Here is a 12,363-nt window from a genome sequence, read left to right on the forward strand (position 1 = left end):
CTGATGAGAAAGTAATGCTTCAGGCCCTGAATTCAACTGTTTTCGGGCCCTTGGCATTGCGCGGAAGGGCGCCCGAGAGTAGGTTCCGCCCAGTTCGAATCGCACTTGGTCCCTGTAAATGCCCGAGTCCCAAAACTGGACGTTCAAACAGCAGTTCGCGCCCTATGCTGCGGATTTCAGGAACAGCCGCGGCCGGCAGTTCCCGGAGCCGGAAGCACGCGAGCGCACGCCGTTCCAGCGAGACCGGGACAGGGTTCTGCATTCCGGCGCTTTCAGACGCCTGGAATACAAGACCCAGGTCTTCGTCTATCACGAGGGCGATTATTATCGCACCCGGCTGACACACAGCCTTGAGGTGGCGCAGATTGCCCGCTCGATCAGCCGTTCCCTCGGCCTGAATGAGGATCTGGCGGAAGCCCTGGCGCTTGCGCACGATCTCGGCCACACCCCGTTCGGCCATGCCGGCGAGGACGCGTTGGACGCGGTGATGAAGCCCTATGGCGGCTTTGATCACAATGTGCAGACGGTTCGGGTCCTGACCCTGCTGGAACAGCGTTACGCATCGTTTGATGGCCTCAACCCGACATGGGAAACCATCGAGGGGATCATCAAGCATAACGGCCCTCTGACGGATCGGGACGGAGTTGGTGATGTACCACCGATTATTACCGAGTTGGACGCGAAACTGTCTTTGCAGTTAAGTGGTTTTGCCAGCGCGGAAGCCCAGATAGCGGCGCTTTCCGACGATATCGCCTATCATGCGCACGATATTGACGATGCGCTGCACGCCGATCTTTTCGATATCGAAATAATGCTCGATGTACCGCTGATCGGCCCCATCGTCTCGGAAGTCATGGAGAGTTACGGCACGCTTTCCCGCGCCAAGATGGTGCAGGAGATTGTCCGCCGTCTGATTGGCGCGATGGTAGAGGATCTGCTTGCGGAAACGCGGCGGAGACTGGCGGAATACCGCCCGAATTCGGCCGATGAAGTCCGCAGCGCGCCTGTTCCGCTGATTGCTTTCTCCGCCGAAATGGAGGACCAGAACCGCACTTTGAAAGCGTTTTTGTTTCACAACATGTATCGTCATTACAAAGTGAATCGCATGGCCAGTAAGGCCCGCAGGGTGGTAACGGACATGTTCGAGTTGCTGATGGCGGAACCTAACTGCCTTCCGGCGCAATGGCAGCGGACCGGCAACGACCAGCCGGGCCAGATTGACGATACCAAACAGGCGCGCCTTGTCGCTGACTATATCGCTGGCATGACCGATCGCTTCGCGGTGATCGAACATGCCCGTCTCTTTGATCTAAACGCGAAGACATAAATGAACGTTTTCAGATACTTTCAAAGCAAACTTGATGCAACGATAGAGGCGCTGGCCGCCGAGGGAGCACTACCCTCCGGCTTGGATATCAGCCGGGCGGGCGTTGAGCCTCCGCGCGATCCGAGCCACGGCGACATTGCCACGAACGCGGCCATGGTGCTGGCTAAGCCCGCAAAAATGAAGCCGCGCGACATCGCCGAGTTGTTGATCGTCAAGATGCGCGCCTGGGAAGAGGTCAGTGAGGCTGAGATTGCCGGCCCCGGTTTCATCAATCTCCGGATCGCCGACGGTTTCTGGCGCAATGCCATTTCAGGACTGCTTGAAAAGGGCCTGGATTTCGGCAAGTCGGATATCGGCGCAGGCAAGAAGGTGATGGTGGAATACGTCTCCGCCAATCCGACGGGCCCGCTGCACGCGGCGCATGCGCGCGGTGCCGTGATTGGCGACGCATTGGCTGCACTGCTTGCCAAGGCCGGATTCGACGTGACCCGCGAGTACTACATCAACGATGCAGGCGCCCAGGTCGATACGCTCGCCCGTTCCACCTACCTCCGCTACAAAGAAGCGCTGGGTGAGGATATCGGTACCATCCCCGAAGGTTTCTATCCGGGCGAGTATCTGAAAGAGGTCGGCGCGGCTCTGGCGGCGCGGGACGGCGACAAGTGGATGCAGGCGGACGAGGCGGACTGGCTGCCGGAAATTCGCGCATTCGCCATCGCGCAGCAACTTGAAGGCATCAAGGACGATCTCGGCCTGCTTGGCGTCGATATCGAGATCTACAGCTCCGAGAAGGCTTTGGTCGACGCCGGTGCGGTCGATGCCGTGATGCAGACGCTGGAGGAGCGCGACCTGCTCTATACCGGCGTGCTGCAGCCGCCGAAGGGCAAGCAGCCGGATGACTGGGAGCCGCGCCCGCAGCGCCTGTTCAAGGCGATGCAGTTCGGAGACGATGTCGACCGGCCAATCCAGAAATCGGACGGTAGCTGGACCTATTTCGCCAATGACGTCGCCTATCACCTCGACAAGTACAATCGCGGCTTTGCCGAGATGATCGATGTCTGGGGCGCGGATCACGGCGGTTACGTGAAACGCATGAAGGCGGCGGTGAAGGCCGTAACCGACGGCAAGGGCGAACTGGACGTCAAGCTGTGCCAGCTCGTGCATCTGATGGATGACGGCAAGCCGGTGAAGATGTCGAAACGGGCGGGAACCTTCGTGACCTTGCGCGATGTCATCGATTCGGTAGGCAAGGACGTGTTGCGCTTCATCATGTTGACCCGGCGCAACGACCAGACCCTCGACTTCGATTTCAAGAAAGTCACCGAGCAAAGTCGGGAAAACCCGGTTTTCTATGTGCAATATGCACATGCACGCTGTCATTCCGTCTTAAGGCATGCTGCCGAGGCGCTTGAGGGCGCGGATGTTTCCTGTGCCGGGCTGGCACCGGTAGTGCTGGATCGCTTGACCGATCCGGCCGAGCTTGGTCTCATGAAACTGTTACTCGGATGGCCTCGTACGGTCGAAAGTGCCGCCGAAGCGCACGAACCGCACCGGATCGCTTTCTATCTCGGCGAGGTCGCCACTGGTTTCCACAGTTTGTGGAACAAGGGCAGGGAAGACACGACTTTGAGGTTCCTGGTCGATGATGACCGCGAGTTGACCATGGCTCGGCTGGCTCTGGTTCGAGCCACGCAGACTGTCATCGCTTCCGGACTCTCCGTGATCGGGGTTGAGCCCGTGGAGGAGTTGCGCGCATGAGTTTGCATTCGGGAGCGCCGGAACGGCCGCGGATGATCGAGGAAGAGGACCGTCCCGGACCGCCTCCACTCATGTCCGAAGAGACGACCAAGGGCAGGGGGTTGACCATCATTGCTGCAACTCTGGCGGTTGCAGCCTTCGCCGGTATCGTCTGGTACGCTTACGATCAGGGCCGTAGGATAGGCAGCGAAACCGCCGCCCCGCTGATCAAGGCCGATGTGACACCGTCAAAGGTTCGGCCTGATTCGCCGGGTGGTATGGAAGTTCCGCATCAGGACAAGCTGGTGCTCGACGATCTCGGCTCCGGCCGTGGCGCTCAGAACAGCGAAAGCCGGGTAGAGCGCCTGTTGCCGCCGCCGGAGACACCTCTGCCGCCGCCGGAACCTCTGTCGATCCCGACCAATGACGCGACCCAGACTGCGGAAGCCCCGGCACCGAGTGCACCTGCCGTAACGACGGCACCGGCTTCAACCCCATCGGCAACCGCCGTTATCCCGCCGGCCAAGAAACCGGCAGAGACCGCGGCGAAAACACTTATCCCGCCGCCGCCTGCCCCCCCGGCAGCGAAGGTGGAAACCCCGGTCACGGCTCCCGCGCCGAAGCCCGTTGCGGCAAAGACGCCCAAACCGGCACCAACACCGGCTCCAGCCCCCGCACCGGTCGCCACAGGCGGTTTCAATATCCAGATCGCCGCCTTGCGGAGCGAGGATGCCGCCGCGAAGGAATGGAACAGAGTGAAAGCGGCTAATGCTGCTCTGCTTGGCGCACTCGGGCCGACTTACCAGCGTGTCACGACCTCCAACGGGGTGTTTTTCCGCGTACAGGGCGGACCGTTGAGCGATAAAGCCGCGCGTGACATCTGTACGGCACTGAAGGCCAAGGGTCAGGCTTGCCTCGTGGTGAAACGCTAGACGGGACACGCAAATGCGCTCCTTGATCCTCGGCTGTGCCGGTCCGGAACTCAGCCGGGCCGAGCGCCTGTTCTTCATCGATACCGATCCGTTCGGCTTCATTCTGTTTCAGCGGAACTGCGAAAGCCCGGAGCAGATCCGGATGCTGACTGAAGATCTTCGCGATTGCGTCGGACGCCACGCGCCGGTTCTGATCGACCAGGAAGGTGGCCGCGTCCAGCGCCTGAAGCCGCCGCAATGGCGTGCGGCTCCGCCGGCCGCCCTGTTTGGAACGCTTTATGCCGAGGATCCGGTGCGGGCGGAGCAGGCAGTACGGGTGAACGCCCGACTGATTGCGGCAGAACTCATGGATTGCGGCGTCGATGTAGATTGTTTGCCCTTGCTCGATGTCCGTCAGGACGGCGCACATGACGTAATCGGAGATCGTGCTTTTGCCTATACGCCGGATATCGTTGCCAGGCTCGGACGCGCTCAGGCGGAAGGTCTCGCCGCCGGCGGTGTTGCTCCTGTGATGAAGCATATTCCCGGACATGGCCGGGCGGGTGTGGACAGTCACCACGCGTTGCCCAGGGTCGATACAGAACGGGACGAACTTGCCGTGATCGATTTCGCGCCTTTCAAGGCTCTGAAGGACCTGCCTATGGCGATGACGGCTCATGTCATCTACGAGACGCTGGATTCCGGACGTGCGGCCACGGTTTCCCCCACGGTCATCGGAGAGGTTATCCGGCAGGAGATCGGCTTCGATGGGCTGTTGATGAGTGACGATATCTCCATGAAGGCGCTGGCTGATCCGCTGGACATATCAACGGCACGTGCGCTGGAGGCCGGATGTGACGTTGTCTTGCACTGCAATGGTGACATGACGGAGATGCAGACAGTCGCCGGAGCGGCGCCGGTTCTGTCCGGCAAGGCTCTTTCCCGCGCGGAAATGGTACTCGGTTTCCTTGATCGCATTCGTCGGGACGCCCGTCCGGCGGTCCGCGAAGAGCTTCTTTCTTCCTTTGCCGAGCTGGCCGGTCAAAATCGGGCCTCCACCTGATGGAAGAGATGATCTCCAACATCCTCTTCACGGCGTCGATCTGGGCACTACCGGTATTGATCGCGATCACCATGCATGAAGCGGCACACGGTTATGTGGCGAACATGCTGGGAGATCCAACGGCTCGCCTGATGGGGCGTGTGACCCTGAACCCGTTCGCCCATATCGACCGGTTCGGCACGATCATCCTGCCGATGCTGTGCGTGATATCTGGATGGGCGCTCGCCGGCACACCGTTCGTCTTCGGTTATGCGAAACCGGTACCTGTCGCCGTGTCCCGGCTGAACAATCCGCGCCGCGATATGATGCTGGTCGCGGCGGCGGGCCCCGCAATAAATGTCGTGCTGGCATTCCTTGCAGCGGCGCTATTGCATACTGTCGCCTGGTTCCCGGAATGGTTTGGCGCCTGGTGGCAGGCCACCTTGATCAACGGGATCCTGCTCAATCTGGTGCTGGCAGTGTTCAACCTGCTGCCGATTCCGCCGCTCGATGGCGGACGGATCGTCACCGGACTTCTGCCTTACGAGTTGGCTGTGCGTTACTCCAAGCTTGAGCGTTTCGGCCTCTTCATTGTCATCGGCCTGATGTTTCTGCTGCCCTTTATCGGCCGGGAGATTGGCGTCGATCTCAGTTACGCCATGCAGCTCGTCATGTTCGGCGTCAAAAATCTGCTACACTTTATCCTTATGCTCACGGGACAAATCTGAGGCAGGCAATGAGCGACGGTTTCGAAAGTCCTGTTCCGGAACACCGCCGTAGGCGGGAGCCGGTTCAGCTTTCGCTGTTCCTGAATATCGACGGCTTCGAAGGGCCGATCGACGTTCTTCTGCAGCTTGCCAGGGATCAGAAAGTCGATCTCATTCATGTTTCCGTCCTGCAGCTCGCGGAACAGTATCTCGGCTTCGTCAATCAGGCCCAGAAACTCAACCTGGAACTCGCCGCTGATTATCTGGTGATGGCCGCCTGGCTCGCCTATCTGAAATCGCGTCTGCTTCTGCCGCCTGACGAGAAGGAAGAGGAGGAGCAGAGCCCTGAGGAGATGGCGGAGGCCCTGCGGTTCCAGCTCATGCGCCTGGAGGCGATGCAGCAGGCTGGTGAGGCGCTGATGTCCCGCCCGCAGTTTGGCGCGGACTTCTTCGCCAGAGGGCAGGGCGAAAGCATTTCCGTTCGCAGGCGCCCGATCTATGACGTGACGCTGTATGAATTGTTGCGCGCCTATGCGGATCACCGTGTACGCCACGACAGGTTGGCCCTGCGCATTGAGGCAACCCACCTTTATTCCGTCGAGGATGCGGTCCAGCGTCTCAGCCGCGTCCTTGGCGCCGTGCCGGAATGGCAAACCCTGTTTTCTTTCCTGCCGAGCGGGCTGCGCAAAGGCCTTCGTCTGCGCTCCGCCGTTGCTTCGACCTTTGTTGCTTCTCTGCAGCTGGTGAAGGACGGAAAGGCGGAGATCAATCAGGCCGGGACCTTCGCCCCGATCTATTTTCGCTCCCGGGAGGGCGATGCGTGAGTTTCGATACACCCGAAAATTCCGGTCCGAGCCGATCCGAACGGATCGTCGAAGCCCTGTTGTTCGCGAGCAAAGACCCGTTGCCCATCTCCGAAATTGGCGAGCGTCTGCCCGAGGGCGTTTCCGCTGAAAGCATTCTGGAGAAGCTGCAGGCACGCTACGCCACGCGCGGCGTTCATCTGGTGCAGATCAAGGATTGTTGGGCCTTCCGGACCGCACCGGATCTGGGAGACGCGCTGCGGGTTGAGATGGCAGTCCGCCGCAAGCTCTCCCGCGCGGCGATCGAAACCCTGTCTATCGTGGCTTATCACGAGCCGGTCACCCGGGCGGATATCGAAGAAATCCGTGGCGTCGCGGTCAGCAAGGGAACGCTCGACGCCCTGCTTGAAGCTGGCTGGATTCAGCCGCGCGGCAGGCGCCAGGTACCGGGGCGGCCGCTGACCTGGGGGACGACGGAGGCCTTCCTCGATCATTTTGGTCTGACGGCACTGAGCGATCTGCCGGGGCTGGAGGAATTGAAGGCGACCGGAATGCTGGACAAACGGCCGGGTCTGACGTCGATTGCCATGGGCGATGAGGATGGCATTGAGCCGGAAGACGGCGATGAAGAAGACGATGGCCAGTTCGATCTTCTGGAGAGTGAGGACGGAGCTTAAGCAAGCTCTTGTACATATGTGATTGCTTCCGCGCTTGAGCACCCGTGTGCCTTCTGATACCTCCCTGTCTGTGATGACATTGCAAATAAATCGCGTTTCGCTGCGCACAGCATCAATCCCGACCGGTATCAGGAGCGGGAACAGAGGATGACGCCTGTCCTTCGCCTGGAAGGCGTCAGCCATCAGTTCGACGGTATTCGTGTGGTCGATGACCTGACCCTGGACATCGCTCCGGGTGAAGTATTGTGTCTGCTTGGTCCGTCCGGCTGCGGGAAAACCACGGCGCTTAGGATTGCCGCCGGTCTGGAGCCGCTGCAGACCGGTCGCGTGCTGATGGGCAATACCGAAGTTGCGGGGCCCGGCCTGCAAACGCCGCCCGAGGAACGCGGAATTGGTCTCGTGTTTCAGGATTACGCGCTGTTCCCGCATTTGAACGTGCTCGACAACGTGGCTTTTGGTCTTTCGGTGTTCACAAAGTCTGTCCGCCGGGAGAAAGCGCTTACCGAATTGCGCCGTGTTGGTATGGACAGCGCTGCGGACAAATTTCCGCATGAGTTGTCCGGTGGTCAGCAGCAGCGCGTCGCGTTGGCTCGGGCTCTCGCTCCAAATCCAAGGATCATTCTGCTGGACGAGCCTTATTCAGGACTGGACAGCGCTCTCCGTGCCCAGGTTCGCGACGATGTCCTGCATCTCCTGAAGGAAAGCGGTGCCGCCACGCTGATGGTCACGCACGATCCCGAGGAAGCCATGTTCATGGCGGACCGGATTGCCGTGATGCGGGATGGCCGGATCGTGCAGGAAGGTTCTCCGCACAGCCTTTACTGCTATCCGAATTCTGCATTCGTTGCCGGGTTCTTCGGGGAGGTGAATGCCTTTACCGGGCCGGTGAAGGATGGCCACGTCGCAACACCGGTTGGCCCGGCCGCCGTGGAGGATCTGGCGGAAGGGACGCAGGCAACAGTGATCGTACGGCCGGAGGGACTGCGTGTAACCACATTGCAGGCAGGTCAGAGCGATTATGCGGCACTGGTCATGGAGTCGCGCCTGCTAGGACGCAGCAGCCTGGTCCATTTGCACGTTCAGTCCGGCGAGAACGGCAGTACCAAAGAGTGGCATTTCCACTCCCGCATGCCCGGTATATTCCTGCCGGACGCCGGGACGCGGCTGCGGATAGAACTCGACCCGGGGCAAATCTTCGTGTTTCCCGCGCAGGAAGACTAAATTCCTGCGGATTAAAGCCGTGCGGGACATTGCAGAGGACCTATGATCATGCCTATATACGGAAAAAGTCCTACTACGGGACGTAACTAATCTAGACAGACGGGAGCGTTCGCTCATGGGTTTCGGTAGTATCTGGCATTGGCTCGTTGTTTTGCTGGTCGTCGTTGTGCTGTTCGGCGGAAGCGGGAAGATTTCCTCGCTGATGGGCGACTTCGGCAAAGGCCTGCGTAACTTCAAGAAAAGCATCAAGGACGAGGATGGTGATCAGGCATCCGAGGGTGAGTCCTCGAAAAGCCTCAATTCCGAGCAGTCCGCTGCTGCGCAGCCGAAGGCTGACGAAGCCCAAAAAAGCTGACGGACCTCACCTGGTTCTCCGGCCCTTATGCCGGAAAAGAACCACGCGCGGGCCGACAGGTGCCGTGGCGTGAATAATGGTATGCGCTGATGTTTGATCTCGGCTGGCAGGAATTCATGCTGATCGCGTTTGTCGCGGTGGTCATTGTCGGCCCCCGTGACCTGCCGCGCGTCGTTCGCTCGGTCAGCACCTATCTCCGAAAGGCGCGCTCTATCGCGCGCGATTTCCAGAACAGTCTGGAAGAAGTCGCTCGCGAAGCCGAACTCGACGATCTCCGCAAGGAAGCCAAAAAAATCACCAGCGGCGATCTCGAACAGCGCGTCAACGACATGGTGGACCCGGGCGGGGACACCAAAAAGGAGATGGAGCGGATCGCCGGTCAGGCGCGGGATGTGGCGTCGTCACGTCCTGTCGAGTCATCTACGACAGAGGCAAAAGCCGACAGCAAACCGGAGACGAAAACCCCGGATGCAAATCAATCTGCCGAGGCGAAACCCGCTAAATCAGACGGTAAGAACGCGGCGGAAAGTGCTGCGGCAGGACAATGATCAATGACTGAGGATATCGAAGAAAAGCGGATGCCGCTGCTCGACCATCTGGTGGAGCTGCGTAGCCGTCTGATCTATTCTTTTGCTGCGTTCATTATCGCCTTTTTCATCTGTTATGCGTTTGCCGAGCCGATTTTTGCGTTCCTTGTTGAGCCGCTGGCCAGCCTGACCGAGGGTGAGCCCGGCCGCCGGATGATCTACACGGCGCTGCACGAGGCTTTCTTCACTTATTTGAAAGTCGCCTTCTTTGCTGCGGCCTGCCTGGCTTTTCCGATTATTTCGATGCAGCTCTGGAGCTTCATCGCGCCGGGTCTCTACAAGGACGAGAAGACGGCATTTCTGCCATTTCTGATCGCCACGCCGATCCTGTTCACAATCGGCGCGGCCATGGTCTATTACCTGGTCATTCCGCTGGCCTGGCAGTTCTTTCTCGGCTTTGAGCATCCGGGTACGGACGGTTCGCTGCCGCTGGTGCTTGAGCCGAAAGTTGATCAGTACCTTTCGCTGGTCATGCGTCTGATATTTGCCTTTGGTGTCTGTTTCGAGCTGCCGGTGTTGATCATCCTGCTGGCGAAGGTCGGCATGGTGAGTTCCACCGGTCTCGCCAAGAAGCGCAAATATGCGATTCTCATTGCGTTCGTCGTCGCCGCTATTCTGACGCCTCCGGACGTGATTTCCCAGGTCCTGCTCGCCATTCCGGTCGCAATTCTCTATGAGATCTCGATCATCGGCGCGCGTATCATCGAGAAAAAGCGCGGCCAGAAGGTCGATGACGACGATGATGATGAGGACGAAGACGAGACCTCGTCTAGCACCGCCACCTGACCGAGCGGCGCCCCGGCAACGGATCGGGGCCAGCCGCTGGACCCGTCGGGTGGCACTGCCTATAAGATCAAACCGGATTTCCGAACAGAATGGACGTGTGAGATGCACGATATCAGATGGATTCGCGAGGACGGAGCGGCCTTCGACAAGGCCATGGCGCGCCGCGGGTTTGCCCCGCAGGCTGATGCTATCCAATCCCTCGACAAGCAGTGGCGCGATACGACGACGGAGCTGCAGAGCCTGCAGCAGCGCCGTAACGAAGCTTCCAAGGAAATTGGCAAGGTGAAATCCCAGGGCGGCGATGCCGATGCCCTGATGAAGGAAGTCGCTGATATCAAGGACCGGATGCAGAGCCTTGAAGAAGAGGGGCGTGCCCTCTCGGAAAAGCTGGATACGGTTCTGTCCGGCTTGCCGAATGCCTTGGCAGACGATGTGCCGGACGGCCCGGACGAGAGCGCGAACGTGTTGCTGCGTACGGTCGGTGACGCTCCCCGGACCAACGAAGCCTCTCCTGACCATGTCGCCATCGGCGAAGGCCTCGGCATGATGGACTTCGAAACGGCCGCCAAGCTTTCCGGCGCCCGGTTCTCGTTGTTACGCGGTCAGCTTGCCCGTCTTGAGCGCGCACTGGCGAGCTACATGCTCGATATCCATACGGGTGAGTTCGGCTATACCGAGGTCTCTCCGCCCTATCTGGTGCGGGATACTGCACTTTATGGCACCGGCCAGCTTCCGAAGTTCGGCGAGGATCTTTTCAAGACCACAGGCGATCACTGGCTGATCCCGACCGCCGAGGTGCCGCTGACAAACATGGTGTCCGGCGCGATTCTGGCGGAAGAGGAACTGCCGCTGCGCTTCACGGCCTACACGCCCTGTTTCCGCTCTGAAGCAGGCTCCGCCGGCCGTGACACGCGCGGCATGATCCGGCTGCACCAGTTCAGCAAGGTCGAGCTTGTTTCCGTCACCCATCCAGACAAGTCGATGGAAGAGCACGAGCGGATGACCGGCTGCGCCGAGGAAATGCTGAAGCGCCTCGGGCTTTCCTATCGTGTTGTTACGCTCTGTTCGGGTGACACCGGGTTCGGTGCGCGCAAGACCTACGATATCGAGGTCTGGCTGCCGGGGCAGGATGACGGCAAGGGCATGTACCGGGAAATCTCCAGCTGCTCCAACTGCGGCGATTTCCAGGCCCGTCGCATGAAGGCCCGTTACCGGCTCGATGGCGGCAAGCAGACTGGATTCGTGCACACGCTGAACGGCTCCGCTCTCGCGGTTGGACGGACCTTGATCGCCGTGCTGGAAAACTATGCTGAAGCCGACGGCTCCGTCAGTATTCCGGAGGTGCTGCGTCCCTACATGGGCGGGTTGGAAAAAATCTCGGTCGCGAGCTGACGGGAGAACGAGAGATGACCTGGCCGCTTGATGTTGGCAACGCCCGGATACTGATTACGAATGATGACGGCTACTACGCACCGGGACTTCAGGTCCTGGTGCGGATAGCACGGTCGCTATCGGAAGATGTCTGGGTGGTGGCGCCGGAGAGCGAACAGAGCGGGGCAGGGCATTCCCTGACCCTCCGGCGCCCGCTGCACGCGCGGGAGCATCAACCGAACTGGTTCTCCGTGAACGGTACGCCAACGGATTGCGTGCTGCTTGCAGTAAACTCTCTGATGAAAGGGAAGCTCCCGGACATTGTGCTGTCCGGGGTGAACCGGCACGGTAATCTGGCGGACGACTTGACTTACTCTGGCACGGTCTCGGCCGCCATGGAGGCAACTATCCTCGGCGTTCCTGCTGTTGCGTTCAGCCAGGAGCTGATTGACGGCCAACCGGCGGACTGGACCCCGGCGGAGATTTTTGGTCCCAATCTCCTCCGCCGGATTCTGCATGAAGGTTTTCCGGAGAACACATTGTTAAACGTGAATTTTCCTCCGGTTCCGGCAGATCAGGTCAAAGGCATTCATTTAACCTCCCAGGGTCGCCGCAAAAGCGGGGACGATATTATGGAGGTGACGGATCCACGCGGGGCACGGCACTACTGGATCGGACATATGCAGAGCATGAAGCCCTATGCGGAAGGTACTGATCTCGCCGCGATTGATGCAGGTTATATCTCTGTCACACCGGTCAAGATGGATATGACAGACTACGAGACCCTGAAGTCGCTTCATGGCGCCTTTCACCTGGAACATTCAACCGACTGAGCCGCG

13 protein-coding genes are annotated in these 12,363 nt (G+C 59.8%); all 13 read left to right on the forward strand.

Annotated features, from left to right (window positions below):
- The first annotated feature begins 118 nt into the window (after positions 1-118).
- The 13 genes from VOI22_RS04715 (at position 119) to surE (ending at position 12,357) form a co-directional block, all read left to right on the forward strand.
- Positions 119-1,327 (forward strand): deoxyguanosinetriphosphate triphosphohydrolase, encoded by a 1,209-nt coding sequence (locus tag VOI22_RS04715; RefSeq protein WP_323795413.1) that lies wholly within the window; start codon positions 119-121, stop codon positions 1,325-1,327.
- Positions 1,328-3,085 carry an arginine--tRNA ligase gene (gene argS / locus VOI22_RS04720; protein WP_323795414.1) on the forward strand — a complete coding sequence of 586 codons (1,758 nt, stop codon included), beginning with the start codon at positions 1,328-1,330 and terminating at the stop codon, positions 3,083-3,085.
- Positions 3,082-3,996, forward strand: coding sequence for an SPOR domain-containing protein (locus VOI22_RS04725; protein WP_323795415.1), 915 nt, complete (start codon positions 3,082-3,084; stop codon positions 3,994-3,996). Before argS ends, VOI22_RS04725 begins: the two co-directional genes overlap by 4 nt.
- Positions 3,997-4,009: 13 nt before the next feature.
- Entirely contained in the window at positions 4,010-5,038 is a 1,029-nt protein-coding gene (gene nagZ / locus VOI22_RS04730; protein ID WP_323795416.1) for a beta-N-acetylhexosaminidase, read from the forward strand.
- Complete coding sequence (locus VOI22_RS04735; RefSeq protein ID WP_323795417.1) at positions 5,038-5,745, forward strand: site-2 protease family protein; 708 nt, start codon at positions 5,038-5,040, stop codon at positions 5,743-5,745. Before nagZ ends, VOI22_RS04735 begins: the two co-directional genes overlap by 1 nt.
- Before the next feature lie 8 nt (positions 5,746-5,753).
- The gene (locus tag VOI22_RS04740; protein WP_028465136.1) at positions 5,754-6,548 is read left to right on the forward strand and encodes a segregation and condensation protein A; all 795 of its coding nucleotides are present in this window, start codon (positions 5,754-5,756) and stop codon (positions 6,546-6,548) included.
- The gene (scpB, locus tag VOI22_RS04745) at positions 6,545-7,204 is read left to right on the forward strand and encodes an SMC-Scp complex subunit ScpB (protein WP_323795418.1); all 660 of its coding nucleotides are present in this window, start codon (positions 6,545-6,547) and stop codon (positions 7,202-7,204) included. The genes VOI22_RS04740 and scpB overlap by 4 nt, the downstream gene beginning before the upstream one ends.
- 147 nt (positions 7,205-7,351) lie before the next feature.
- A complete protein-coding gene (locus tag VOI22_RS04750; RefSeq protein WP_323795419.1) occupies positions 7,352-8,425 on the forward strand; it encodes an ABC transporter ATP-binding protein in 1,074 nt (357 codons plus the stop codon).
- A gap of 115 nt (positions 8,426-8,540) precedes the next feature.
- Positions 8,541-8,780: a twin-arginine translocase TatA/TatE family subunit gene (gene tatA / locus VOI22_RS04755; RefSeq protein WP_323795420.1), complete on the forward strand. Its 240-nt coding sequence runs from the start codon at positions 8,541-8,543 to the stop codon at positions 8,778-8,780.
- 89 nt (positions 8,781-8,869) lie between these two features.
- Positions 8,870-9,328: a Sec-independent protein translocase protein TatB gene (gene tatB, locus VOI22_RS04760; protein WP_323795421.1), complete on the forward strand. Its 459-nt coding sequence runs from the start codon at positions 8,870-8,872 to the stop codon at positions 9,326-9,328.
- A gap of 3 nt (positions 9,329-9,331) precedes the next feature.
- Positions 9,332-10,153, forward strand: a complete 822-nt coding sequence (gene tatC / locus VOI22_RS04765) for a twin-arginine translocase subunit TatC (protein WP_323795422.1) — start codon at positions 9,332-9,334, stop codon at positions 10,151-10,153.
- A gap of 102 nt (positions 10,154-10,255) precedes the next feature.
- Positions 10,256-11,545: a serine--tRNA ligase gene (gene serS / locus VOI22_RS04770; RefSeq protein ID WP_323795423.1), complete on the forward strand. Its 1,290-nt coding sequence runs from the start codon at positions 10,256-10,258 to the stop codon at positions 11,543-11,545.
- Between the two features lie 14 nt (positions 11,546-11,559).
- On the forward strand, positions 11,560-12,357 hold the full coding sequence (gene surE, locus VOI22_RS04775) for a 5'/3'-nucleotidase SurE (RefSeq protein ID WP_323795424.1): 798 nt from the start codon (positions 11,560-11,562) through the stop codon (positions 12,355-12,357).
- Positions 12,358-12,363: the final 6 nt, after the last annotated feature.

It is taken from the genome of Nisaea sp. (assembly GCF_034670185.1).
In the GTDB taxonomy this organism is placed as follows: Bacteria; Pseudomonadota; Alphaproteobacteria; order Thalassobaculales; family Thalassobaculaceae; genus Nisaea.

What these genes read in the sequence shown, in the direction of transcription:
- VOI22_RS04715 (WP_323795413.1), top strand. Translation starts at nt 119, where the DNA reads ATGCCCGAGTCCCAAAACTGGACGTTCAAACAGCAGTTCGCGCCCTAT.
- tatA (WP_323795420.1), top strand. Translation starts at nt 8,541, where the DNA reads ATGGGTTTCGGTAGTATCTGGCATTGGCTCGTTGTTTTGCTGGTCGTC.
- tatB (WP_323795421.1), top strand. Translation starts at nt 8,870, where the DNA reads ATGTTTGATCTCGGCTGGCAGGAATTCATGCTGATCGCGTTTGTCGCG.
- VOI22_RS04740 (WP_028465136.1), top strand. Translation starts at nt 5,754, where the DNA reads ATGAGCGACGGTTTCGAAAGTCCTGTTCCGGAACACCGCCGTAGGCGG.
- serS (WP_323795423.1), top strand. Translation starts at nt 10,256, where the DNA reads ATGCACGATATCAGATGGATTCGCGAGGACGGAGCGGCCTTCGACAAG.
- argS (WP_323795414.1), top strand. Translation starts at nt 1,328, where the DNA reads ATGAACGTTTTCAGATACTTTCAAAGCAAACTTGATGCAACGATAGAG.
- VOI22_RS04725 (WP_323795415.1), top strand. Translation starts at nt 3,082, where the DNA reads ATGAGTTTGCATTCGGGAGCGCCGGAACGGCCGCGGATGATCGAGGAA.
- tatC (WP_323795422.1), top strand. Translation starts at nt 9,332, where the DNA reads ATGACTGAGGATATCGAAGAAAAGCGGATGCCGCTGCTCGACCATCTG.
- VOI22_RS04735 (WP_323795417.1), top strand. Translation starts at nt 5,038, where the DNA reads ATGGAAGAGATGATCTCCAACATCCTCTTCACGGCGTCGATCTGGGCA.
- surE (WP_323795424.1), top strand. Translation starts at nt 11,560, where the DNA reads ATGACCTGGCCGCTTGATGTTGGCAACGCCCGGATACTGATTACGAAT.
- nagZ (WP_323795416.1), top strand. Translation starts at nt 4,010, where the DNA reads ATGCGCTCCTTGATCCTCGGCTGTGCCGGTCCGGAACTCAGCCGGGCC.
- VOI22_RS04750 (WP_323795419.1), top strand. Translation starts at nt 7,352, where the DNA reads ATGACGCCTGTCCTTCGCCTGGAAGGCGTCAGCCATCAGTTCGACGGT.